This is a genomic window from Guptibacillus hwajinpoensis, from assembly GCF_020171785.1.
GTDB classification, from domain to species: Bacteria; Bacillota; Bacilli; order Bacillales; family Guptibacillaceae; genus Guptibacillus; species Guptibacillus sedimenti.
Genome location: NZ_JAIVAE010000008.1, coordinates 33,375 through 56,422 on the forward strand (window position 1 = coordinate 33,375; position 23,048 = coordinate 56,422).

The window sequence follows — 23,048 nt, forward strand, 5'->3', positions numbered from 1 at the left end:
TTATGATCCTTTTGTTCTTAAGTCTGTCACTTTTTCCATTTTGTTGCCACGCCTTCTTTCAATTGTGAAACCTAACAATTTCTTAACTTCTCTTTGTGAAATCCCACAAAGGGGGTAATTTTCTTGTATACTTTTAATGAGACGCCAAAGTATGAGTATTGAGATTAAGAAAGAAGTGGTTGTAAATGCATAACGATCTAGAAAATCATAACCCTTTTCAGGGACCATTCCGTACATTAGAAGATTTAGCTGACTGTATCCGAGAGAACCTCGGTTGCCCAGTTACCATAGAAGATTCAGATCATCGCATTCTCGCGTATAGTTCGCATGATGAAAATGTGGACCCAGCGCGTATTGCCACCATTATGAAACGAAAAGTACCAGAAGAGGTAATCAAAAGCCTCTGGAAAAAAGGCATCATTCCACAGCTTTTTGAAAGTGATGCCCCCGTGATCATACCTGCTATTCCAGAGGTGGGACTTGGCCAAAGAGTCGCGATTTCAGTACGAAAAAATGAAGAGCTACTCGGTTTTATTTGGGCTCAATTAAATTGGGAAGTGACTCAAGAGGAGCTTGCGCTGCTAAAAAAAGCCGCGAAAGTGGTTAAAAACCAAATTCTGAAATTGGACATCAAGAAACGTCATTCAGAAGAAGGACATCGCGAGTTTTTCTGGAAATTATTAACGGGTCATTATACAAAAGAAGAGCATATCCAACAGCAAGCTTCCATTTATCAGCTAAACGTAAAGGGCGAGATGGCGATCGTCATCTTTGAATTTAGTGAAGAAATACAGCAGTCGCTTGAACGTCATATGAACTATTACATTCAGGCTTCACACCAAATCGAATTGATCTACAGTACGTTGGATCAAAACCAGCTCATTTTACTCGTTCGTCCTCAAGACCCATTCAACACAGCTGAACAGCTCACGAGTTTTGTTCAAGTTTTTGTTGAGAAAATTAGTAATCGTCTTGGTGTTGATACGTTAAAAGGCGGGGCAGGCGCCCTCTATCAAACCCCACTTTCGATAAAAGACAGCTACCGCGAAGCGCTTCATGTGCTGTCAATTAAAGAACGATTTAAAGGGGAAGTTACGGGGATCTATAGCTATCAGGATCTTGGGATTTATCAATTTATTGACCTACTCTATCAAGAGCGTCAGCATTATCAAAACCCTTATATCGAGAAATTAAAGCAGTATGATGCCATTCATCATACCCAACTACTTGAAACGCTCGCTACTTATTTACAGCAGGACAGCAATGTGAAAGCAGCCGCTCTTGCTCTTCACGTGCATACCAATACGTTGAACTATCGCCTCAAACGCATTGCAGATGTGGCGAACCTTGACTTAAAAAATGCCAATCAAAAAGTAACGCTTTTTCTCGATTTAAAAATTGAACAAATGAAATCATAGGGTGTTTGTGTAATTACACAAACACCCTATGATCTTTTCTCTTATTTACACAATGTGAAATGAAAAAAGGACGTCTATAATCGGAGGTACTTGATCATTAAATACTGTCTAAGGGGATGAAATCATGTATATTGGAATTCCAAAGGAAATTAAAAATAATGAAAATCGCGTAGCGATTACACCAGCAGGCGTTATCGCACTAACGAAGGCTGGACATCACGTAACAGTTGAGACCGAAGCAGGAATTGGAAGCGGTTTCGAAGATATTGACTACCGCGAAGCTGGCGCAACGATTGCGACAGATGCTGCATCCGTTTGGAACCAAGAAATGGTGATGAAAGTAAAAGAACCACTTTCATCTGAATATGCTTATTTCCGTGATGGGCTCATTCTTTTCACGTACCTTCACTTAGCAGCAGAGCCTGAATTAACAAAAGTGCTTAAAGATAGTGGCGTAACGGCAATCGCTTATGAAACAGTTGTGGATCGTGGAACACTCCCACTACTTACCCCAATGAGTGAAGTAGCTGGACGTATGGCTTCACAAATCGGCGCACAAATCCTTGAAAAACCTAAAGGTGGAAAAGGAATTCTTCTTGGCGGCGTTCCTGGAGTGAAACGCGGCAAAGTGACGATTATCGGCGGTGGCGTTGTTGGAACAAACGCAGCGAAGATCGCAATGGGCCTTGGAGCAGACGTAACAATTCTCGACTTAAGCGCTGAGCGCCTACGTCAGCTTGATGACATTTTCGGAAATGCGATTAACACGCTAATGTCAAACCCACTTAATATCGCTCAAGCAGTTAAAGAAGCGGACCTTGTTGTTGGGGCAGTATTAATTCCAGGAGCAAAAGCACCGAAGCTTGTAACAGAAGAAATGGTGAAAAGCATGACACCAGGATCTGTTCTTGTTGATGTTGCCATTGACCAGGGGGGTATCATCGAAACAGTTGATCACATCACAACGCACGACAACCCAACATACGAAAAACATGGTGTTGTGCATTACGCAGTTGCGAATATGCCAGGGGCTGTTCCAAGAACATCAACAATCGCACTTACAAACGTAACAATTCCTTATGCGCTTCAAATTGCTAATAAAGGTGTAACGACTGCGATCCAAACCAACCCGGCACTCGAAAAAGGATTGAACGTAGCAAACGGCGCAATCACGTATGAAGCTGTCGCAAGAGACCTTGGCTATGACTACGTTTCAGCAAACGATGCATTGCTTGGAGCTCACGCTTAAAACTAGATATACTACAAAGAGCCAGGAGGCATCATCTGCTTCCTGGCTCTTTCTTATTGCAAATAATATGACATAATAGCCATTAAGCTAAATACCTTGATTGACTTCCTTCATATTGTCCAAATTGATAGCGATTAAGAAGCTTATCAAGCTCTTGACTGGCCATGACAGTTTGTTTATGTGTAAATCCATGAGCTAACACCTTTGATGTTAAAACTACTTTTTTTTGATCAATGAGAGCTAGAAGATTTGATCTCGTGTAGCATTGTATAGGCAATTTCCACGCTTCCCTTCCTTAATGAATGTAGTAGAAACAGAAGTAGATTTAAACAGCGTTCTATAAGTGGATATTAAGGAGTGAGTGAACGTAAAGGTCTTCCTTCACCCGCACAAAATCACGATCAACTTTCTTATCCAACGCTATCGAAGTCGTTCATTTAAAACAGTCTATGTTATAGTTTACTATAATTTGTAAAAAAAGGGTAGGGAAAATATTTTCATTTTTTTCTTACGACTACTCCTCAAATGAAGAATCCTTCTCTTCTGAATTCCTTTTTCTTGCCAATGGCTCCCCGGCTTTGATTGAAGCTTTCCGCTCTAAATTTGGTGAAAGAGAGACCTTACCCTTTTCAAAAAGGAGCACCACGGTGGAACCAAAACTAAAAAAGCCCACTTCCTCTCCTTTTTCTAGGTTTAAGGTAGGGTGTGTTAATTCAATCGTATTTACCCACATCGCTCCCACCTTTACGAGAGCCATATACATCCCATCTTCTTGTCTTAATTCAGACACAATTCGGTAGTTTGTCGAGAGGGGCGACTTTCCTAAAGTCATACCTAACTTATTGACCGGAGTAGATTTTCCACCAAGTTCATACTGTTTTCCTATAACAGCATTAGCAGGAGCGTGAATCCGATGATAATCTCTGGGACTAAGATATAACACAAGGAATACACCATGCCGATATCGAGCAATCATTTCCTTATCCTGCAATAAGTCCTCAATTGAATACCTAATTCCTTTCACTTTAATTAACATGTCATCGATCTCACCAAACTGCTCCAACTTAGCATCAACAGGACTGACAATATCGCTATCTCTTCCTTTAACAGAACGTGAACCAGATTTAAGTTTTCTTACAAAAAACGCTTCTAATGACGTAAACTCCTTCAGCTTTAAATCCAGCTCGTTCGTTTGGATGTTAAACAGCTTCACGTATAAAGGAATTAGCCGCCTGCTGAATCGAGTTCGGCTCATTTTATTTATGAAATAGCCTAACCTCCTAGAATTGAGCAATCCGATCATCCCTCGATACACTCTCTTTTTCAATCGGACCCCTCCCCTCCGCATATTCGATTCTGTTGTTTATAAACTACCCTATTTCCATCAATCTAATAGTGTATAAGACAAGAACGATGATTTTAAAGATCATCTTTCAACGTCGAATTTAACATTTATCCACAAAAAGGTCGCCATCATCTTTTGATAGGCGACCTCTCTTTTATGTATGTGCGTGATTTTTTGTAGCTCCTTCACCAAAGCGGTTCTTCTTCATTACTTAACGTATAGTAAAACGGAGATAGAAGAAGAATCAGAACGAGAATGGCAAATGAAAAACCTAAATACACCCATAATGATAGATTGAATATCGTCGTGATGCCAAGTGGAATGACGACGAGCATCGATGTATAGCTTGATCGCTTTCTCGCTTTCGCAGAAAGAAATTGCGTTGTGTTACAGTTTGGACAGGTGGCTTTTGAACGATAGATTAGTCTCACCGCTTCCTTCCACCGCCAAATGTATCCACAGTTCTGGCAAGTTGGCATAACCAAACCTCCTCGATCTCTTATCTTTCACAAGAAAAACTCCAGTTTATCGCAAGGATATCTTTTTCCAAATTCACTTCTCCTTCTAATTTTTCACATCCTTCAACGGCTGTGTCTATAACTTGATGATTAAAATACGACCCCACCCCAATCATAAAAAAGAAGCCAAGAGGGAGAAGCAATAATAACGTAACCTTTTTTATACACCTTGAACCCATTTTATTTTTCATTAAAATAGTCCTCCAAGTTGTTTGCGATCATTTCTAACTCATCCTCATGTTTTGTCACAAATGCCTTAACAGTCTCATCGTCCATAAGTTCATCTTCATTCGGAAGATCAGGAAATTCATCTCCAAGAATCGTCGTCATTTCATCTCTCGTAAAGCTCCTATTCTTTTCTTGAACATGAAACTCATATCCTTTTGCATTTGGAACGAGAAGGCTTAAATAAATCGCGTTGTAATGAAATGTTTTTAGGGCATTCTTGTTGTCCGAGAACCAGTAATCATGAAACGTTTCTTCTGAACGATCACCATTTACTTCATATGTAACGTTTATCTTTTCATTCGTTAGATCTAATTTCCCGACTGTTTCTCCACCTGGCAAGTGACTGAGTAGAGCGAGTACGTCAGAATTGTTGCCTACGTATGTGCCGCTGTATGAAAGTATCGATTCATACTGAACGTCATCGATCGTTTTAATGGCAGTTTGATCGCTCGCTATGCCACTCGAACAGCCAGCCGCTAGAAGAAGAACCAACGCTAACGTTAGCCGTATACTTCTCATTCTATCCCTCATTTCTTGGTTTTTATCTCTACTAATAAGTACGATAAACTATGCTAGAAAGTTTCAAACAACAAAAAGGTAACTCGTTATGAGTTACCTGCATACGGTAGATCTAAAGGACGTTCCACCGGTTAACCATCTAAATGAATAAACTCCATCTCTAATGGCCTTTACGGACAAACCAATGTGATGAAAAAATGATTTTTTCTACATCTTTAACGGGTAAGTTCATCCATAGCGCCGTATTGGTTCCTCTTCTAAAAGTCAGCCTGAGCCTGAAGCTTTTTGATTTCATCTGAATGAAATGGAGAGTTTTTCACTTCATTTACGACACTAAACGGGTTCCCATTAAGATCATAAAAATCAAAACACGTCATGCCTCCGAAATCTTCAAGTTCAGTCGTTTCTACACCTGCATCGTTCAGCTTACGATAAAAATCTTGAATGTCCTCTACAAGGAAATTGAAATAGCTATTTCGATGTTCGCCTTTTACTTGAAACTCTGTAGACGTAGCGGATTCAACCTGAACTAACCCAAGCTGGGTGGGACTGTTTGGAAAGTAAAAACCAGCTCCCTTACCAACGCCGTCTCCCCACTCCTCAATTTTTTGAACGTCAAGGTGCTTTTCATACCATGCAATTGCTTTTACTAGATTTGTCACCGGAATAAATACGCTACCAATACGAATCATACACTCATCTCCCTTATATTCAATTACTGAACCGTGTCCAATAAATCAACATCGATCTTTTCGATCGTTTTAAAATGATGAAAGCGCTCAAGATGCCAGGCACTTAATCTCCTAGTCCAACTACTTTTTTCAATCCAGTTATGAAGTTCATCATACGTATGTAAAATCGCCTTGTTCGACCCCATATGCTTCATAACCGCATAGGTTTGAGAAGGAATTGTTATGGCAACCACCCCCTCTGGAACATGCTCTACTTTTAATACTTGGTACGAAACCCAATACCCTTCCTCATCTTCAGAAGAAGCTTCTACGACAAAGGCACCCATTTGCTCTGTAGGGTTTATGACATATGAGATCTCATCCATCCGATCCTCTAATTGCTTTGCTGCTTGGGCGATTTCTGATAGATATTCCTCTGCCGGGCAGCGAACTCTGATACCGACAAGATAAAGCTCATCCAGCGTTTCAATATGAACGTCTCGCTCTCCCATCATTCTGTGGACTCCTCACTAATCGGATCTGGAACGAGATAACGTTCTTTGAATTCCGGACTGATTTCACTCCACACATCAAACATATTTCCATCTAGATCATAGAAGACAAAGTTTCTACCCGCATGTCCCCTGTTTTCCAGTTCACCGACCTTTATATTTTTCGACAAAAATTCCTCTCGAAGCATTTCAAGCTCCCGAATTCCATCCACTTCAAACGTTATAGAAAAGTGCTCTTTTCCTTCAAGATTATAGAAATTGGCACATTCCTTTTCTTGGGCTTTGACTAGAAAAATGCTTTGATGAGCCATATTCAAAATCGCTTTATCCTCATCTAGATAGCTTAGCTCGGCATTTAAATTCGATACATACCACGATGTCGCTCGTTTAACATCCATAACAGGTAGATAAGTAGAACCGATGCGAAGCAGGGACTGCTTCATCACATCATCTCCTTTATTACATTTTCTTAAATCTACTTTTCCATAGACATGTATGAAATCCCTTCCAACTTTAATACTAGTTAAGAATTAGATATAAAAAAAGTCTTTGACAACAATAAGAAATTGCTGTAAATTATCAAATGGACGAACATTTAAATAAAATTAAAACGTATTATTCGTTTTTAGGAGTGAATCTCATGGAAAACGTTTTTGATTATGAAGATATTCAACTAATTCCCGCTAAATGTGTCGTAAACAGTCGATCAGAGTGTGATACTTCTGTTACACTTGGCAAGCATACATTTAAACTACCAGTTGTACCTGCAAACATGCAGACAATTATTGATGATACGATTGCGGTTACGTTAGCTGAAAAAGGCTACTTCTACGTGATGCATCGTTTTGAACCAGAAAAGCGGATTGCTTTTATTCAAGATATGAACGCACGTGAGCTGATCACATCGATTAGCGTTGGTGTAAAAGACGAGGAATACGCGTTTATCGAACAGCTTAAAGAACAGGGACTTACTCCGGACTATATTACGATTGATATTGCGCACGGTCATTCGAATGCCGTTATCGAAATGATTGGTCACATTAAAAACCACTTACCTGATAGCTTTGTCATTGCCGGAAATGTTGGGACACCAGAAGCAGTCCGTGAGCTCGAGCATGCTGGAGCGGACGCAACAAAGGTTGGAATTGGTCCCGGAAAAGTGTGTATTACAAAAATTAAAACCGGTTTTGGAACTGGTGGCTGGCAACTAGCGGCACTTCGCTGGTGTGCAAAAGCTGCAACGAAGCCGATTATTGCTGACGGCGGCATTCGCACGCACGGCGATATCGCAAAATCCGTACGCTTTGGCGCTTCGATGGTCATGATTGGCTCCCTTTTTGCAGGACATGAAGAATCTCCTGGAGAAACCGTTGAACGCGACGGCAAGCGATTCAAAGAATACTTTGGATCAGCTTCTGAATTTCAAAAAGGCGAGAAGAAAAATGTAGAAGGTAAGAAGATGTTCGTGGAACATAAAGGCAACCTTCAAGACACCCTTACAGAAATGGAACAGGATCTTCAGTCGGCTATCTCTTATTCTGGTGGAGACAAGCTTGAATCCATTCGTACAGTCGATTACGTTGTCGTCAAGAACTCTATTTTTAATGGAGATAAAGTTTATTAAGAAGCGCAGCTGCGATCATGCAGCTGCTTTTTTATGTTCTTTTCACATAGGCTTAATGAACTATTTCGCTTCTTTTCCTATGTGTAAAAAGGTTCAACTTACATTGAAATCAAAGGGAATTTGAATGCGATAAACGAAAGTTCATTTAGAGTGAATATTCAGTTACTACTTCAGGAGGTGAGCTTACATAATCTTTTTTCATGCCTTTTAGGCAATAGGCTATTGGATCATACTAAACAACGAGGAGCTGATGAATTGAAACAAACTTTAAAAACCGGCCTAGTCCTCTTGCTGCTATTTGTTCTGATCTTCCCTCCTTTATCATCAAACCAGGATGTCAGTGCCGACAAAACAAATAGTAATCTTTCCACCGAGCTAAATGAGATCCTCTCAGATGAACGCCTTGATGGCGCCATTGCCGGAATAAGCGTACGATCAGCAAACTCCGGAGAACTGATTTATGAGAATTACAGCGAGACCCGCCTTACGCCTGCCTCTAACATGAAATTATTCACGGCTGGCGCTGCCCTTGAAACACTTGGACCGGATTACCGTTTTACGACCGAACTTTTAACGGATGGAGAAGTGAAAAACAATTTTTTGAAAGGGGATCTTTACCTTAAAGGAAAAGGCGATCCTACTCTCCTGAAAGAAGATTTCGATGAACTCGCACACTCACTAAAAGGAAAAGGTGTACATAAAATTAAAGGTGATTTGATTGGAGATAACAGCTGGTATGAAGATGAAGCTCTGTCACAGGATCTTTCCTGGTCAGATGAAGATAACTACTATGGCGCCAAGATTTCAGCACTAACCGCTTCACCAAATGAAGATTATGATGCCGGTACTGTCATTGTAGAAGCTTACCCTGGCAAACACCCTGGCGATCCAGTTGATGTTCGTCTCTCACCTTCATCTGATGTGATCGAAGTACAGAACCGTGCGAAAACAGTCAGTGCAGACGAGGATGCGGAACTAAGCATCACACGTGAACATGGTTCAAATACGATCTTAGTCGAAGGGGAAGTATCTGTGGATGCAACGCGTAAGCGCGAATGGATTGCGGTTTGGAATCCAGCGGAATATGCGCTTAGCTTAATGAAGCAATCCCTGAAGGATGCTGGGATTCAATTTAAAGGTGACATGGTGTTGCGCACTACACCTAAAGAGGCTACTCTACTCGTTGAAAAGAAATCTATGCCACTATCGGAGCTCCTAATCCCTTTCATGAAGCTAAGTAATAACGGCCACGCAGAAATATTCGTAAAAGAAATGGGAAAAGTGAAGAAAAAGGAAGGCAGCTGGGATGCAGGATTGGAAGTCATGAACGATTTCCTAGAAGAGGTTGGACTGGATACGGATGAGATGAGACTAAGAGACGGATCGGGCATTTCCCATGTGTCGTTGATTAAGCCCAATCAGCTTTCCGACTACCTGTATCGCATCCAAACGAAAAGCTGGTTTGAAGCCTTTCACTATTCGCTCCCCGTTGCGGGCGATGTCGACCGCCTTGAAGGAGGTACCCTTCGTTATCGTATGAGAGATACCGCTGCAGAACAAATTGTTCATGCGAAAACCGGCTCCTTAACTGGCGTTTCTTCGCTTTCAGGTTATGTCGACAATGGCCTTGTTTTTTCCATTATGCTGAATCAATATGTTGAAGAGGATGATATGAAGGATATTGAAGATGAAATTGCAGTTGCTTTAGCTACCTATGCTATGGATAAATAAAATAAGTGAAGGGAGACCACATCGGTCTCTCTTTTTCTATGTATCTCATGTTTGATATACCATATTGTTTAATTGAACGCCACTATTAGAGAAATCCTCTCAACCTAATGACTTTGCCATCTAATTCTGTCCCGATCTTTTCCATACCAAGTTTATGATAGAATTTTAATGCAGTTGAATTGGAAGGTGATACTCTTAAATGAAATTCGTTTAGATCGTTCCCAGTAAAAAAATTTGAAGCATATTGGTGCAACTCTTTGCCTATTCCTTTCCCACGAAATTCAGGAACCAAATAATATAGGTTAACATACCCAATTTTTCTGCCTTCATATTCTTTTACGGACAATTCAAGCTGCCCTATACATTCGCCTTCTTTTTCTACCATAACGAAACCATTTGGGAATTCATCTATCTTTTCTTCTAGTCTTTTGACATATTCATTTTCATCCCCAAACTCGTTAAGGTCGCCAAAACTGACGAGAAAGGAATCTTTACGAAATTTTATGGCTACGTCACGATGTTTCGAGAGGTTGATGGTTTTGAAATCCAACATATCGCCACACTTCCCTTATTTATATATAAAACGCTCCCCCATATATTTCTTGCTACTAAGTACATTTTCAATCACTTCTATCGCTTCATAAGGCCGGTCTTCCGGATTAACGTGTTGAATCTCTTTGTCATATCCCTTTTTAAAATTTAAAAGGTCTTCTACTGCTTCTGCTGCACCTTTTTCACTGACTCCATATATTCCGTTACCCAATCCGACTCCTATTCCACCATTCCAGGAAACGAGATTTTGTGGCATTTCCTTTATATGTGCATTTATCAACCCTTCATTTTCTGCAACCTTATTCTGAGCTAAGATCAGACGGTCTTTATATTCAGGGTGGTTTTTATCAATCTCGTTTATAAGATTTACGGATTCATTCATATTGAACATGATGTAATTTATTGCCTGCCCCAACCTTTCTTCTTCTCTCTTCTTTTCGTAAAAATAGTAAGAAATGAAGAAGACATTCAAAGCGAAAGATAATAGCAGAACAGGTAAGATCACTTTGTTTAGTTTTTGCTTCATCTGACTCCTCCTTCATTTTAAACTAACTTTTCGATTCTTATGACATCTAAAGAGCAGCTTATCATTTGCTAAATCAGTTCTAAACACTAGCAGATTAAATGGAAATGCCAGAATGAGAAACCCAAGTGACATTCCTTTTACACTATTCGTTTTTATAGAAGCTAAAGAAAGTGCGATGAATAATGTGGCAATAAAAAACAACAGCTGTGAAAAAAGCGCTTCAGTCGTTGTAAACGATACAAGAATATCCGATATGATCACCATTTTATATCTAAATGAAATTAGACCAAATAGTTTCTCGGATGTCATGTCGCATGCCCAACTTATTCAAAGTATTGAGTTAACCACCATATAAAAAGACTAATACTCAGAATTCCCCATGCTACTGTACTCACGATCCACCAAATAATAGACCGACTTGCTCGTGCACTTTCTTTACTTTCCCCATTTACTTTTATAGTAGCTAGCCTATTTTCCATCGTTTTCTTCATAGACATAAGGACAATCAATCCGATTGTACAGAAACCAATAATAACCCAAAGTAAAGCGTACACCGGGATGCCTCCTCTAAATGTCGACATGTATTCCTTACAACCTCAAAAACCTTACTACCAATTATTTCAAAATATGAGTTATAACTCAAGAAAAAGAAGCCCATCCAGGCTTCTTTTCGAGTTATATCAACTTGCTAGGTGGGGCTCTTCCAAGAAAACCTTCTACCATAGCTTATTACTTCAATTTCACCTGCACGGGCTTGCTTTCCTGTGTACGAATGGTTTTCCGACTACTCTTTTGCAAAGCCGTTCGTTTTATGTTGCTCGTTACATCGTGTATCATATCCCCCACATCATGAGCAGACTCGATTAATGGATCCACGGCTTCCATTTTTCCCTTAACATCATCGGAAATTTGGTTGGCGGTATGAATCAGTTCTTCTGCTTCATCTGTAATGCCATTAACCGAATTCCGGACACCCGACAACGTCTCTTTTGTTTCTGCCAGTGTTGCCATCACTTTTCGTAACGTCAAAATCAAATAAACGACGAGAATCACAAACGCGGCGGCTACGACAACTGCACTCCATCCAAATATTGAGATCACTTCCCTTCTTTTTCTAAGTCTATGAAGGTAAGTGGTCGGACATTCTTTTAGGTACAAGTTTTAGAGCTCCTGATTATACGAAGAGATGGCACTAAACTGCTTCAAAAAAGAGAACTGATCTTATTGAAGATAAGCTCTCTTTCCTCACTTTTTTTGTAAAAGCTTCGCGAGAAGTTCCTTGCTAATCTTTCTCAGTAAACTCCAAAATATGAATACCCTCGGATGCTTTTGGTGCTTCAAAAAAGTTCGTCACATGATGAAATACCGCTTCCGTATCAAAAGCTGCTCTTTCAGGCTGTTCCTTACGCCTTTGTTCGATCTGACGTAAGCACTGCTCGTTAGATCGATTAAGATAAATTAATTGATGGTTTGCATTAATCTCAGATGCCAAATCCAAAAACCACTTCCGCTGTTTTTGAGTGTTCCCTGGAAAATCCATCACTACATCTGTGCCGACACTTAATATGTTTTGAACATGTTTTTTCAACAACGGCTTGAGTTGCGCTGAGAATGTCAAATAGTCCTCAAACGACACAATCTGATTAGGATAAAGAGAGGAAAGCCATTCATCTTCAGACAAAAGTACCGCGTGATGATCGATTGCGAATTGTTTTGATTTAGTTGATTTTCCTGCGCCCATTTTTCCACAGAAAAAGTAGAGCGTTCCCAATTCCCTCATGTTCTTAGCCCCAATACTTATGTTTTATCTTCTAAAATAGTAAAAAGCGATTCATTACTCATTCCGAGTTAACTTACATTGATCTATTCATGATTGCGTCCGTAGCCACCACATCCCGTCTAAAGTTAGGACATCGAACTTCAGATATCTCATATAGTCTTCTTTTTAAATCGATTTATATAAATCGATTTAAATATTCGCCAAATATTTTGTTCATAACTTTGGGTGTGTTTTCTAAATAAACATTTATTTGTTCAATGTTTGAGCCGAATTTATCAGAGTTTCTTTCATCTGTTGGAAAATCAGATATTCCTTTAATAATAATACATTCAACATCATTCTTCTGACAGATATAAGCAATTGCACCCGCTTCTGTATCGGCTATTGTGATTTCGTTTTCTTTCAGCTCTAAATAGTCCTTCCACATAACGACTGCTTTATCAGCGGTGCCAATCGTTCCGGTATAGAAATCATCGCCATATTTTAATAGATCTATATTAACTATGAAGGATTGTTTAATCAGAGGCTCCACTTCTTTTACTGTGCAATCATATTGAACGGCTTCATTGGGTACAAAAATATCCAAATTACTGAACCTGTCATCTATTCCTGCACATGTTCCAGCAATGATTACTTTAGTTAAATTGAATTTAGAAATCATAAACTGATTACCACCAACACCATTTACTTTTCTTACACCAGTACTATAAAAAACAAGGGCGGTATCATTAATTGTTCTTATAAAATACTCACCATAAGGATATCCGATACGTTCATTATTTTTTACGCCAAAATATTCTAATGTCGCTTCATATTCCCACTTCGTTGCTATACTTATTCCGATCATCAACTTATCATCCTATTACTAAAATTTGTCACTATTGAATGTCTCTACAAGGTCTGAATTTCGTTTTCATCACTATCCTTCATACTCTATTTATCAACAATTCGTTATTACTATGTAAATTCCCTTTTTGACTAACTTGCCCTCAAACGACATCAAGCGCTTACATTTCATTAAACAAACGACTACGAGATTATTGAATAACCTTTTCTAAATTACAATTTTTTCACTAAAGAAAAATCTGCTATTTATTCCTTTCAATACTAATCACGTCTTTTTTGGGAGTAAGATGATCCTTGTCTCCAATTGAAAAGTCAGACGTGTGACGATCTAACTCAACATATTGGACTACTTTACCACCGTTCACAAAAACCATAAGATAAATATCGTCTCTCATTTCGAGATTGCTCGGATCTTTGAAATAAAAACCTAATTGTTTTTCTATACTGCCTTGTGTACTGTAAGGCGTGAAAAGAAACGCTTCTTCCCATTCGAAATTGGTAAGCGATTTAATCCTTATCTCACTCTGGCTTTTATCTGACACAATCGTATGAATAGAATTTTCCAACTCTTTATTACGTTGAATATCATCCTGATTACACCCTACTAATAACAGCAACAGTAAACAGAGAATAGAAATTGTATTCTTCAAATAAGCCCCCCCTCACATAACAAAGTCTAGTTGATATTTAAAAATAGACTTTTCCACGAATTAAAAAGCACAACTTCTCTGCAAAACAAAATAGAGAAAGTGAGCTTTTCAGTTAATTCATTATTTTATTTGAACTAATATAAAACTGACTTTTTAGCTCAGCTATTTATTGAATTCATTAACTGGAAGAAGTATTCAGGTTTATGAGTCTTATTTAGGTTATACCATGAATGTAAGACATCTGGTGTAAATACATCTATTTTTTTCAGCACTTCCATCGCAAATTCCAGAGGAGCTATCCCTGATGCAGTAACTAAATTCGCATCAGATACCGCAGATCCCAACTCATAATACTTTTCTCCCTTATAGTTAGGACATACCATTTTAATATAGTCTAAGTTATTACTTGTATGCTTTCTAGTATCTAAGTATCCCAAATTCGCAAGGCCCTCAGTTGCACCACAAATTGCAGCAACAATCGTGCCAAGCTTTAAAGCTTGGCCAATCCTTTCCAACATAGGTTGATGAATTTCTTCACTCCAAGTAGTCCCTCCTGGTAAAATTAAAAGATCTTTACTCTCAAACGTACATTCATCAAGAGAAATATCTGGTTTTATGCTCAGTCCTCCCATAGTAGTAATCATTTCTTTATTAGCTCCTACTGTGATAACTTTTAAAGGTGCGATACCTTTTTTGAAATATCTTCCTGAGTTTAGTTCAGCAATTAAATATCCATATTCCCAGTCCGACATTGTATTAAAAACATATAGAAATACTTTTTTTGTTTGCATCCAATAACACTCCCATCACATTTGATATAGCCAGTATAATAAAACTCCCCTGACAGTTAACGTCAGGGAAGTTATTTTACTTGATGAAATTCTATTAATTCCGACAGCACATCAACAAGTCGTTTCTTTAGACTGATTGGCTCAATCACTTTAATAGCTTGATTGTACGGTAAAATTAAATAAGGTACATATGTATGAATCACATCTTTTTCAAGAAGAAAAACGGCTTGATTTGAAGTCCGTTCTTGTAAATAATGTCCTAAAAACCAATGTTGGCAAATATCTGCCAATACACTTTTATCCCCTTGAATCACCAATGAAATAATCTCTTCCTTATCTTCTATAGTTGGAAGAAGATTTTTTATAAAAAAGTCACGTGCTGAAAAATTTTCTGGGCGGTTAAACTTATTTTCGGTTAGCATTAGACTTTCTATTCGATCTACTCGAAAACTACGGATATCATTCCTAAGATGACAAAATCCAATCACATACCACTTATTATTCCAATAGATAATTCTGTACGGATCGACTAATCTATCATTTGATTGCTTTTCGCTACTTTTATAGTAAAGAATTTTTACTGAGTACCCTTCAGCTACGGCCTGCTCCAACTCTTTCAAAAGAGGTTCCATAGAGAGTGAACTTAATCGACTTATTACTTCAAGACTAGTTAAATGTTGGTTGATCTTTGCTTCCTGCTCTTGGTTTGAGTATTTACTTAGTTTTGAAATGGCCCTACTTAGTGCTTCACCTCCATAATACCCGGCTTCTTCTGCAAAAACAGCAGCGTGATATAGTGACGTTTGCTCCTCAAAATCAAAAAAAAGAGGAGCCTCAATAAAATTGTTCAATAAAGAATATCCACCGTTATGTCCAGGTTCTGAAATGATTGGTACACCACTTGTTGAAATTGTATCAATATAACGATACACAGTCCTAATATTCATCTCTAACTTTTCTGAAATTTGTTTTGCGGTCATTTTTTCACCTGAACGAAGCATCCATAGAATTGCTAACATATTGTCAATTTTCGGCATGTAATTCCACCTCTATATGAGATTTATGTCCTATTATGTATTTCCGATTTTTGGTGTTTCTTTTCGGTATCTTTCTATATAATGTCGCGCTTGCAGGAGCATCTCATTATGAAATTAACCATTCTATATACGCTTCATTACTGCCAATTATTTCAAATTAGAGAGAGTGACACAATAATTAATTTCATAAAAAGAAGCCTATCTAATTAAAGATAAACTCCGAGATTGCAAAAGATATCGAAATGAAACTTTCCATAAGAAAAACATAGGAAGAATTTAATCTTCTTATGGTTTCCATCCTATTATTTATCTGTCTGTTTTTGCTTCTTTTTTAAATACTCCGCACGTATTTTTTTTAGATGATCCTGCTTATCAAATTTGGCAGTCGTCTGTTTTTCATGGAACTTTGTCACAGCTACCTTACCTTTATGATCCAATTGATATCTTCCCACTTTGTTCACCACTTTTCGTCTCTTACAAGAGAATCTCTTCAACAATATAATATACCTTATTTTACTGCATTAATCTTTATTTTGAACACTTATTTCATAAAAAAGTGTTCTTCCACATCTTAAAGAAATGCTCCTAAATTGTGGAATATCGTCATTTTCCAGCCACTGACGTTAATGCACCGATGGTAACACTTGCCATTGAGGGAGCAATACCTTGATAGCTATAAGAATAATCTTCCACAGCCCTCTCTCTAACTTGTTGGGGTATGAAGTATCATTTTTCGGTTTTCATAATTTCTACTGGCAATTTAATTCCCCCTAATAATTTTTTCTGATATGTTAACGACTGTTCAATATAAAGAGAAATTTTATAAAACAAAGTAAACCATTTTTAAAATTAGTTAGTTTTTTTCTTCATTCTCACTATTATAAAAAATGCGAATATGAGGTAAGCGACCAAATTTACCAACATAGGCAGTAATGCATTTTTTTCACGGAGGAAATCAAAGTTTTTCAGTGCCCCTGTAGTTAGAATAGCAAAAGCGGTGATAGTTAATCCCAAGATTAATTTGTATTGTTTTCTTGAAGGGGAATCACTTAATGCAAAAATCATTAATATAATTACCAAAGAACCTAAAAAGTAATAGTTTAAAGAAATCATTTCTGCACGTAGCCATTCTGCATTCATCCAGATAGCCATTTCTGTAGCTGATGCAGCCATTATTAAAAGAATCCATTTTAAATATTTCATAGCGCCTCTCTTTCCAATATTAATATCTTTGAAACCTTATTTGAGTTTTCGTTCTTCATATTAACCCACCAAATTCACTAAAATATCTCTAAATTAAAGTCTTCACCAATGCTGCGCACACCACTAATACCAATTATTTCAAACCCACCTACATAACTCAATCTTTTATTCCATATTTAAAGGAGCCTATCCTATTACAGATAAGCTCCGATTTTGTGGAAGAAGTAAAACAAAACTTCTTCTTCCACTACTCTGTTAGACCGAACCCCATAATATGATCAGTATAAAGAGCATAACTATCATACTCAATAACATTGTCAGGGTTAGCAAATGGGACAATCTTTACATTACTCAAAACAAGCATCCCGTTAAAGTTTGTCACGCTGCCTTCATTGATTAGAGGGAACATAGTATCCTCGGATTTCAATAGCGCCTTATCAAGTAACGTCATCTTGCTCTCATTTGGCTCTGCGGTATTTAGTTTATCTGCAATGATTAAGGAATTTGATGTAGTGATTTGAATCTTTCTCTGCTCCTCGACTCCATCTTGCATTTCCTCTACTAGGCATTGTGCCGTCATTATCGATAATTTCTTCATGTCGTGTCCTGGGTTTAATTCATGACCTGTAAATTCAACTTTCAAAATATATCCCTCCATTTATTCATTCTACCAATACCAATTATTTCAAAATAGTTCTGAAAAATCCATCTCTTATACAAAAAAAGAACATATCTATTTTGAGATATGCTCCGAGATACTGAAAGATGGTAAATTTCGTACAAAAAACTTATGATACACTTAGAATAAGTAAATTCAATATCTAACATTTCTTTTTTCCTCGAACGGAAGGATTAGGGGAGTTTGACTGGGGAATTCTTAAATAAAGGTGGACTTTTATGCTTTGGCTTATGTTAATAGTTATATTTCTGCCTTTTATAGCAAGACGGATAGAAAGGCATTTTCAACGATTAAAAAAAGAAAAAAATGAAATGAAGGATATCTTCAGTGATTGAGAGAAAATGATATCCAACTTAATTAACCTATTGCTTTAGTTAACAAGAAAAATATACCACATAGGAACTTCCACAAAACTGGAAGTTCCTATTTTTGGAAAGTATCACATTAAACTTTAACATAGCCATTTAATTAAAAAAAAGCCTATCCTATTACAGATAAGCTCCGAGATTGTAGAATAATGTATTCACTCCACTTTCTTATCTACATATACTCCTACGAGAAAACGAAGCAATAGATATAACAAAATAGTGACCCCACCCACTATGAATACGTTATAATCATCAAATAATACCGTTGCTAAAATTATAGCGATAACTAAATAAATAACTTCAAACCCTTGCTGATATCTCCTCTTTTTAGATAACTCATTTGGATCCCTCAATTCAATCACTTCAGTCCTAACTCTGAAAGTCAATCTACATAAAGAGCAGACTTTTTATTCTGTAAATGCTCCGATTTAATTGAAGATTATGTCATTATCATTATAAAACCATATATCACGAAAAGAATTCCAAAAATAATAGTAAAGACCTTATCTTTTTGTTTGAAGTGCAGCAAAGTTATAAAAGCAGTAATTAACATTGAGAAAGTAAAAAAGATAAAATCGAACCAACTTGATTTAAGGAAGTAAGTATCTAAAACAAATGCACCGCAGAAGAATAAAACTACATAAACATGAATTTTATCTGAGTTCTTTTTCTCTACATCATGCATTGAAACGAAAACTCCTTTGTTTATATAGATTTCGTTCTATAAAACCCTGCAAAAGCATCATTTAAAAAAACTTCAATCTTATGTAATCGCTCCGAGATTGTTGAACACTTAGCTCTTATATTCATTTTTTAAGAGACCATATACGTCAACGTCTTCGTATTTATTGTGAAGTAATCTATTTTCCTTTAATCTTCCTTCTTTTTGTAAACCAGCCTTTTCTAAAACTATGATTGAAGCTTTATTTCTGGATATAGCTGATGCCCAGACTTTGTTTAAATCCAGGTGATTAAATCCAAATTCAATCATTCTATTTACTGCTTCTGTTGCAAACCCGTTACCCCAAAAATCTCTACCAATCCAATATCCAAGCTCACCTTTATTATTGTTTTTATCAATTCTTAAAGTGATCGTCCCTATTATTTGATTTTCATTCTTAGTTACGATTGTAAGAGGGTACTCAAGTCCTTCTTGAATTTGTTCTGGTTGAATAGCGATCCATTCTTCAGCATGTTCTAGTTCATACGGATGAGGAAGACCTATAATAGTAGCTAATTCTTTATTGTTCGCTAAATCCTTAATCCTGCTAGCATCTTCTTTCTGGAATGGTTGCAAAGTTAATCGATCAGTTTTTAATTTCAAAGACAATTTCCCCCTAGAATACTTTTCCGGTAGTTTAATACCAATTATTTCAAAATAATACTCTAAAGGCAATCCTTATTTGTAAGAAAAAGGAGCTAATCTTTATTAAAGATTAGCTCCGAGATTATGGAGTAAATGTAACCTTTTCGAAGGACTAATTTTTAAGAATCTCGCTAAAATCACTCCCACGAACAATTTCTTCTCCGCTCTTCATTGTCCAGTCTTTTATAGATAGTTCAGGGTGATTAGTTATATAGCTTTCAGTTATTTTAAATCCAATTTTATAATTGGACCACCTAGGAATATCCTTATTAACGTTTCCATCCTGAAACTGGCTGTATATGTCAGCACTTCTGGAATCAACATTACTTTTAACTTCTTCTAGAACCACCTTTTCTTCTTCTGAAGACAGGGGTTCTGACCAGGGCGCGCTAATATCTGGGTATAAGCGTGAGGCAAAAGACTCTGCTTTCCCCTCGAAAATAATACCGTTTAGTAGTGAGTAATCATTTTCGCTATCCTCAAAAAATATTGAGTGATGGTACTCGTGTGCAACAACATATTTTAACATCTCTTTTTCGAAGGAAGGATCAAGCATTATTACTATGGCATCTTTGCTCAATGTTATTGCTGCCACGCCATTCATCTGTTTAATGATGGAGACTTGAGGGTCAATGGGTCTGACAAAAATTGTTTTTTTACCACCAGGTAGTTTAGTTGCTGCCTTTACAAGAGACTCTTTTATTATGTTGTTTACCTCATTTTGTTGCATTAAAAGTTCACTTGTATTTTCTTTTAAAGCTTGAGCATTCCCTGTGGGATAAAAATATTGAGAATAGTCTAACCCTCCACTAAGAATTGCATTTTCTTCAGAGGCAGAATTAAGAAATGGTTGAGTTACTTTACTATAAAAATCACCTTTGTTATTCTTCGAAGAATCTTCTGTCGCCTCATTAGCATAATCAAGAAATTCTTCATATAATGGAATGACTTTAAAACCTTGTCCATTTTTTTCGAATTCGATTGTCGATTGAGAAGGTATCTTATCTTCTTCACTAGAACAACCTGTTATCACAACTAATGCAACAATAAAAGTAAATAACATTTTTATAAACGTATTCATAAATCCCCCCCTATTATAAGATGTAAGAAAAAGAAGGTTTCAAATAAACATCAGAATCAATTATCCTGCCCCTAAGCCTACATAAAGCGATTACTTTTTATTACACAAACGCTCCGATTTAATTGAAGAAGGTAGCGCCACTTTATTTTGATGTTACTTTCACAACAATCAGTTCTCTAACGTTATTTTCAACTTCTTAAGCAGCGTGTCATAGCGGAGTCCGGTGACATCTTCGAAGCTTTTTTTAAAATCACCAGAGTTGCTAGTAGCATCGATAATATCTTCAATGACATTTTCACCATTCTTATCTATCAGAAATTTGATAGTGAAATAACTTTGATCATAGACATCTGTGCCATCTTGTTTTCTGGCGGTTTTCCATTGTTCGTAACTCCTAAGTTGGTCATAAGTTACGAATTCAAAATCACTCGCTTCGACAATGGTACGATCATTTGCTATGTAATCAGCAATGCCTTCTTGAAACCATACAGGATATTGGTTCATTGGAGTTTTCGTGCCTTCAACTTTACGATCAAAAGTATAGTGGGTAAATTCGTGCAAGATACTTTTTTGAAAAAAGTAGAGTGGCGTTTCTTTTCCGTGCAGTACCCCCTCCTTGTCATCTATTTTGATGCCTATGTATAAACCGAAAGGGTCATAATAACCAGATACACTATCCAAAGTAGAAATGTTTTGAAAATCCTTTTCCTTACTAAAAAAGATTATATCTACATCTCTATCCTTTATATTACCTAAAATTTCTTTGTTTTTGGTCTTAGCCCAGTCAATTGTATCCTCAATCAGTGGAACTAAGTCATTATCCTATTTATCAATGTAGACAGAAACATTTTGATAGCTTTGCATATCTTTTGACGTTTTTGCTTTTCTCTCTAATTCACCATCATAGTTCAGATTTAATATAGTTTTCACTGCTTGAAAATACGTTACAGGCTCTCCCGCAGTTTCTTCAACTTCACTGTGAATGTATTTAACTCCTCCTATTAAAAGTAATAAAAGAAGAAAAAGTATACTTGAAAAAATGATGATAACTATTTTTATTACTTTTTTCATATTGCCCCCTATCATCCTATCTTGGTTCAATCTAAGACTAATTCAAAACAACTTTACTTAGAATTTTTTTCTTTTTTCGTAACTAAATTATATAAGCTGTTGTGCTTATAATTGTAAGCCAACATAGAAATTAATAATGCGACCAGAATAGTAGATAAAAAAATCTTAATTACCCAGTATTTAGAATAAGCCCCAAAAAGCAAACCAAAAATTAAAGGATAATCAAACAACTTAGAAGATATGATTTCTCTAATTAAATTGATAATGAGAACCTCCAAACCCTAATTACATAATCCTGCAACCTTCTTAATGCCAATTATTTCAAAATAACACGAACAACTCAATCTTTTAATTTCAGATAAAAGGAGCCTATCACTACAGATAAGCTCCCTGATACTGGAAGAATTGGTTTCGAAATATATTGAAGCAAATCTCAAACTAATGCACTCGTTAGTTCATGAAAGTTATCCTTCTTTATAATCAATAGTTTCCTTAAGGTATTTAGCATTATTTTTATCAAGTTTATAATATTCTACTTGGTCCCAGCCTTCTCCACTACGCTCACCGATAATAGCACCATCATTTGTGAACCATACTCTAGAGTCAATTAAACCAACCGATTGTCTCGGACTTATTAACTTATAATAAATATCTGGATTTTCTTTATCTATATTTACATTCTTTATCTTCTCTTTACCTAAATAAATCATTAGTAAATTATCTATAATGGCTTGGTTTTCCGTATCTTTAAAAACATTGAGATAATCAATTTGACTTGGATTATCGCTGTCTTGATAACCAATTCTGATTTCCCTGGAAGCCTCATTATTGTTTATATTACCAGTAAAATAACCACCGACAAAAATAATTAAAGCAACAGCTATAACACCAGTTATTTTCATCAGCTTCATAAAATACGCCCTCCTTAATCAAATTCATTTTTAAAGTAACCTAAACTTACTCCGTTCGCACAATAAGCGATAGCCTCTGTACAGCTATCGCTCCGAGATAATGGAGCAAGACTTAATTTGAAAGACACACACCAAGCAATTAGTATCTTTGTTAGAAATATTTACCCATTGTAACCTTCTATAAAGATTAGGAATTTTGCTATCGCAATTCCTAATAAAGAAATGAAAAAGCAGAGGAGTAATATGAATGGTATGGCTCCCGCAATTCCTTTAATAGAACAATAGATGCAACCAAAAGCCATTGGGGTAGCAATAACATACATTAAACTGACTTTTCTTACGAAAAACCTCAGTATTACACTAATTATTAGC

Annotated in this window: 30 protein-coding genes; 4 read left to right on the forward strand and 26 right to left on the reverse strand. The window is 36.8% G+C overall.

Annotated elements, in window-relative coordinates; genetic code table 11:
* Nucleotides 1–185: 185 nt before the first annotated feature.
* Together LCL91_RS12535 and ald are read left to right on the forward strand one after the other, a co-directional pair.
* The gene (locus LCL91_RS12535) at nucleotides 186–1,418 is read left to right on the forward strand and encodes a PucR family transcriptional regulator (RefSeq protein ID WP_224882832.1); all 1,233 of its coding nucleotides are present in this window, start codon (nucleotides 186–188) and stop codon (nucleotides 1,416–1,418) included.
* 124 nt (nucleotides 1,419–1,542) lie between these two features.
* The gene (gene ald / locus LCL91_RS12540) at nucleotides 1,543–2,667 is read left to right on the forward strand and encodes an alanine dehydrogenase (RefSeq protein WP_224882833.1); all 1,125 of its coding nucleotides are present in this window, start codon (nucleotides 1,543–1,545) and stop codon (nucleotides 2,665–2,667) included.
* Nucleotides 2,668–2,749: 82 nt separating this feature from the next.
* Here ald and LCL91_RS12545 read toward each other — a convergent pair whose 3' ends face one another.
* The 8 genes from LCL91_RS12545 to LCL91_RS12580 all read right to left on the reverse strand — a co-directional run bounded on the left by LCL91_RS12545 (nucleotide 2,750) and on the right by LCL91_RS12580 (nucleotide 6,903).
* The gene (locus LCL91_RS12545; protein ID WP_224882834.1) at nucleotides 2,750–2,944 is read right to left on the reverse strand and encodes an aspartyl-phosphate phosphatase Spo0E family protein; all 195 of its coding nucleotides are present in this window, start codon (nucleotides 2,942–2,944) and stop codon (nucleotides 2,750–2,752) included.
* Between the two features lie 237 nt (nucleotides 2,945–3,181).
* Nucleotides 3,182–3,994: a phosphatidylserine decarboxylase gene (locus LCL91_RS12550; RefSeq protein ID WP_224882835.1), complete on the reverse strand. Its 813-nt coding sequence runs from the start codon at nucleotides 3,992–3,994 to the stop codon at nucleotides 3,182–3,184.
* A gap of 203 nt (nucleotides 3,995–4,197) precedes the next feature.
* The gene (locus tag LCL91_RS12555; protein WP_224882838.1) at nucleotides 4,198–4,491 is read right to left on the reverse strand and encodes a TIGR04104 family putative zinc finger protein; all 294 of its coding nucleotides are present in this window, start codon (nucleotides 4,489–4,491) and stop codon (nucleotides 4,198–4,200) included.
* A gap of 20 nt (nucleotides 4,492–4,511) precedes the next feature.
* A complete protein-coding gene (locus tag LCL91_RS12560; RefSeq protein ID WP_224882840.1) occupies nucleotides 4,512–4,721 on the reverse strand; it encodes a hypothetical protein in 210 nt (69 codons plus the stop codon).
* Nucleotides 4,711–5,277 (reverse strand): DUF4825 domain-containing protein, encoded by a 567-nt coding sequence (locus LCL91_RS12565; RefSeq protein WP_224882842.1) that lies wholly within the window; start codon nucleotides 5,275–5,277, stop codon nucleotides 4,711–4,713. The genes LCL91_RS12560 and LCL91_RS12565 overlap by 11 nt, the downstream gene beginning before the upstream one ends.
* A gap of 257 nt (nucleotides 5,278–5,534) precedes the next feature.
* Entirely contained in the window at nucleotides 5,535–5,969 is a 435-nt protein-coding gene (locus tag LCL91_RS12570) for a VOC family protein (RefSeq protein WP_224882844.1), read from the reverse strand.
* Nucleotides 5,970–5,992: 23 nt separating this feature from the next.
* Nucleotides 5,993–6,463 (reverse strand): GyrI-like domain-containing protein, encoded by a 471-nt coding sequence (locus LCL91_RS12575; protein ID WP_224882846.1) that lies wholly within the window; start codon nucleotides 6,461–6,463, stop codon nucleotides 5,993–5,995.
* The gene (locus LCL91_RS12580) at nucleotides 6,460–6,903 is read right to left on the reverse strand and encodes a VOC family protein (RefSeq protein WP_224882847.1); all 444 of its coding nucleotides are present in this window, start codon (nucleotides 6,901–6,903) and stop codon (nucleotides 6,460–6,462) included. Before LCL91_RS12580 ends, LCL91_RS12575 begins: the two co-directional genes overlap by 4 nt.
* A gap of 197 nt (nucleotides 6,904–7,100) precedes the next feature.
* Between LCL91_RS12580 and guaC the strand changes: the two genes are divergently transcribed.
* Both guaC and dacB read left to right on the forward strand, forming a co-directional pair.
* Complete coding sequence (gene guaC / locus LCL91_RS12585) at nucleotides 7,101–8,084, forward strand: GMP reductase (RefSeq protein ID WP_224882848.1); 984 nt, start codon at nucleotides 7,101–7,103, stop codon at nucleotides 8,082–8,084.
* A 255-nt stretch (nucleotides 8,085–8,339) separates the two neighbouring features.
* On the forward strand, nucleotides 8,340–9,815 hold the full coding sequence (dacB, locus tag LCL91_RS12590) for a D-alanyl-D-alanine carboxypeptidase/D-alanyl-D-alanine endopeptidase (RefSeq protein ID WP_224882849.1): 1,476 nt from the start codon (nucleotides 8,340–8,342) through the stop codon (nucleotides 9,813–9,815).
* An 85-nt stretch (nucleotides 9,816–9,900) separates the two neighbouring features.
* Here dacB and LCL91_RS12595 read toward each other — a convergent pair whose 3' ends face one another.
* The 18 genes from LCL91_RS12595 to LCL91_RS12680 form a co-directional block, all read right to left on the reverse strand.
* Nucleotides 9,901–10,368, reverse strand: a complete 468-nt coding sequence (locus tag LCL91_RS12595) for a GNAT family N-acetyltransferase (protein ID WP_224882850.1) — start codon at nucleotides 10,366–10,368, stop codon at nucleotides 9,901–9,903.
* 15 nt (nucleotides 10,369–10,383) lie between these two features.
* On the reverse strand, nucleotides 10,384–10,893 hold the full coding sequence (locus LCL91_RS12600) for a hypothetical protein (protein ID WP_224882851.1): 510 nt from the start codon (nucleotides 10,891–10,893) through the stop codon (nucleotides 10,384–10,386).
* A 12-nt stretch (nucleotides 10,894–10,905) separates the two neighbouring features.
* Nucleotides 10,906–11,202, reverse strand: a complete 297-nt coding sequence (locus LCL91_RS12605; RefSeq protein ID WP_224882853.1) for a hypothetical protein — start codon at nucleotides 11,200–11,202, stop codon at nucleotides 10,906–10,908.
* Between the two features lie 14 nt (nucleotides 11,203–11,216).
* Nucleotides 11,217–11,447, reverse strand: a complete 231-nt coding sequence (locus tag LCL91_RS12610; RefSeq protein ID WP_224882855.1) for a hypothetical protein — start codon at nucleotides 11,445–11,447, stop codon at nucleotides 11,217–11,219.
* A gap of 175 nt (nucleotides 11,448–11,622) precedes the next feature.
* The gene (locus LCL91_RS12615; protein WP_224882857.1) at nucleotides 11,623–12,051 is read right to left on the reverse strand and encodes a DUF948 domain-containing protein; all 429 of its coding nucleotides are present in this window, start codon (nucleotides 12,049–12,051) and stop codon (nucleotides 11,623–11,625) included.
* Between the two features lie 124 nt (nucleotides 12,052–12,175).
* Nucleotides 12,176–12,673: an AAA family ATPase gene (locus tag LCL91_RS12620; protein WP_224882860.1), complete on the reverse strand. Its 498-nt coding sequence runs from the start codon at nucleotides 12,671–12,673 to the stop codon at nucleotides 12,176–12,178.
* A gap of 175 nt (nucleotides 12,674–12,848) precedes the next feature.
* Nucleotides 12,849–13,520, reverse strand: coding sequence for a permease (locus tag LCL91_RS12625; protein WP_224882862.1), 672 nt, complete (start codon nucleotides 13,518–13,520; stop codon nucleotides 12,849–12,851).
* 241 nt (nucleotides 13,521–13,761) lie between these two features.
* Entirely contained in the window at nucleotides 13,762–14,169 is a 408-nt protein-coding gene (locus LCL91_RS12630; protein WP_224882864.1) for a hypothetical protein, read from the reverse strand.
* 158 nt (nucleotides 14,170–14,327) lie between these two features.
* A complete protein-coding gene (locus tag LCL91_RS12635; RefSeq protein WP_224882866.1) occupies nucleotides 14,328–14,960 on the reverse strand; it encodes a type 1 glutamine amidotransferase family protein in 633 nt (210 codons plus the stop codon).
* Nucleotides 14,961–15,031: 71 nt separating this feature from the next.
* A complete protein-coding gene (locus LCL91_RS12640) occupies nucleotides 15,032–15,997 on the reverse strand; it encodes a helix-turn-helix transcriptional regulator (RefSeq protein WP_224882868.1) in 966 nt (321 codons plus the stop codon).
* A 302-nt stretch (nucleotides 15,998–16,299) separates the two neighbouring features.
* A complete protein-coding gene (locus LCL91_RS12645; RefSeq protein ID WP_224883220.1) occupies nucleotides 16,300–16,461 on the reverse strand; it encodes a hypothetical protein in 162 nt (53 codons plus the stop codon).
* Between the two features lie 385 nt (nucleotides 16,462–16,846).
* Nucleotides 16,847–17,200 carry a hypothetical protein gene (locus tag LCL91_RS12650; RefSeq protein ID WP_224882870.1) on the reverse strand — a complete coding sequence of 118 codons (354 nt, stop codon included), beginning with the start codon at nucleotides 17,198–17,200 and terminating at the stop codon, nucleotides 16,847–16,849.
* 247 nt (nucleotides 17,201–17,447) lie between these two features.
* Complete coding sequence (locus LCL91_RS12655) at nucleotides 17,448–17,843, reverse strand: hypothetical protein (protein WP_194219055.1); 396 nt, start codon at nucleotides 17,841–17,843, stop codon at nucleotides 17,448–17,450.
* A gap of 1,197 nt (nucleotides 17,844–19,040) precedes the next feature.
* Nucleotides 19,041–19,577 carry a GNAT family N-acetyltransferase gene (locus tag LCL91_RS12660; protein WP_369522956.1) on the reverse strand — a complete coding sequence of 179 codons (537 nt, stop codon included), beginning with the start codon at nucleotides 19,575–19,577 and terminating at the stop codon, nucleotides 19,041–19,043.
* 148 nt (nucleotides 19,578–19,725) lie between these two features.
* Entirely contained in the window at nucleotides 19,726–20,694 is a 969-nt protein-coding gene (locus LCL91_RS12665) for a DUF2268 domain-containing protein (protein WP_224882875.1), read from the reverse strand.
* A gap of 168 nt (nucleotides 20,695–20,862) precedes the next feature.
* Nucleotides 20,863–21,375, reverse strand: a complete 513-nt coding sequence (locus LCL91_RS12670) for a collagenase (RefSeq protein WP_369522957.1) — start codon at nucleotides 21,373–21,375, stop codon at nucleotides 20,863–20,865.
* 141 nt (nucleotides 21,376–21,516) lie between these two features.
* Nucleotides 21,517–21,765, reverse strand: a complete 249-nt coding sequence (locus tag LCL91_RS12675; protein ID WP_224882877.1) for a hypothetical protein — start codon at nucleotides 21,763–21,765, stop codon at nucleotides 21,517–21,519.
* Nucleotides 21,766–22,229: 464 nt separating this feature from the next.
* On the reverse strand, nucleotides 22,230–22,676 hold the full coding sequence (locus LCL91_RS12680; RefSeq protein ID WP_224882880.1) for a hypothetical protein: 447 nt from the start codon (nucleotides 22,674–22,676) through the stop codon (nucleotides 22,230–22,232).
* Nucleotides 22,677–23,048: the final 372 nt, after the last annotated feature.

Coding starts and splice junctions, on each gene's coding strand:
- LCL91_RS12595 (WP_224882850.1), bottom strand. CDS start 10,368: ATGTTGGATTTCAAAACCATCAACCTCTCGAAACATCGTGACGTAGCC.
- LCL91_RS12605 (WP_224882853.1), bottom strand. CDS start 11,202: ATGACATCCGAGAAACTATTTGGTCTAATTTCATTTAGATATAAAATG.
- LCL91_RS12570 (WP_224882844.1), bottom strand. CDS start 5,969: ATGATTCGTATTGGTAGCGTATTTATTCCGGTGACAAATCTAGTAAAA.
- LCL91_RS12565 (WP_224882842.1), bottom strand. CDS start 5,277: ATGAGAAGTATACGGCTAACGTTAGCGTTGGTTCTTCTTCTAGCGGCT.
- LCL91_RS12560 (WP_224882840.1), bottom strand. CDS start 4,721: ATGAAAAATAAAATGGGTTCAAGGTGTATAAAAAAGGTTACGTTATTA.
- ald (WP_224882833.1), top strand. CDS start 1,543: ATGTATATTGGAATTCCAAAGGAAATTAAAAATAATGAAAATCGCGTA.
- LCL91_RS12635 (WP_224882866.1), bottom strand. CDS start 14,960: ATGCAAACAAAAAAAGTATTTCTATATGTTTTTAATACAATGTCGGAC.
- LCL91_RS12580 (WP_224882847.1), bottom strand. CDS start 6,903: ATGAAGCAGTCCCTGCTTCGCATCGGTTCTACTTATCTACCTGTTATG.
- LCL91_RS12625 (WP_224882862.1), bottom strand. CDS start 13,520: ATGATCGGAATAAGTATAGCAACGAAGTGGGAATATGAAGCGACATTA.
- LCL91_RS12575 (WP_224882846.1), bottom strand. CDS start 6,463: ATGATGGGAGAGCGAGACGTTCATATTGAAACGCTGGATGAGCTTTAT.
- LCL91_RS12680 (WP_224882880.1), bottom strand. CDS start 22,676: ATGAAGCTGATGAAAATAACTGGTGTTATAGCTGTTGCTTTAATTATT.
- LCL91_RS12555 (WP_224882838.1), bottom strand. CDS start 4,491: ATGCCAACTTGCCAGAACTGTGGATACATTTGGCGGTGGAAGGAAGCG.
- LCL91_RS12650 (WP_224882870.1), bottom strand. CDS start 17,200: ATGAAATATTTAAAATGGATTCTTTTAATAATGGCTGCATCAGCTACA.
- LCL91_RS12620 (WP_224882860.1), bottom strand. CDS start 12,673: ATGAGGGAATTGGGAACGCTCTACTTTTTCTGTGGAAAAATGGGCGCA.
- guaC (WP_224882848.1), top strand. CDS start 7,101: ATGGAAAACGTTTTTGATTATGAAGATATTCAACTAATTCCCGCTAAA.
- LCL91_RS12535 (WP_224882832.1), top strand. CDS start 186: ATGCATAACGATCTAGAAAATCATAACCCTTTTCAGGGACCATTCCGT.
- LCL91_RS12675 (WP_224882877.1), bottom strand. CDS start 21,765: ATGAAAAAAGTAATAAAAATAGTTATCATCATTTTTTCAAGTATACTT.
- LCL91_RS12600 (WP_224882851.1), bottom strand. CDS start 10,893: ATGAAGCAAAAACTAAACAAAGTGATCTTACCTGTTCTGCTATTATCT.
- LCL91_RS12640 (WP_224882868.1), bottom strand. CDS start 15,997: ATGCCGAAAATTGACAATATGTTAGCAATTCTATGGATGCTTCGTTCA.
- LCL91_RS12665 (WP_224882875.1), bottom strand. CDS start 20,694: ATGAATACGTTTATAAAAATGTTATTTACTTTTATTGTTGCATTAGTT.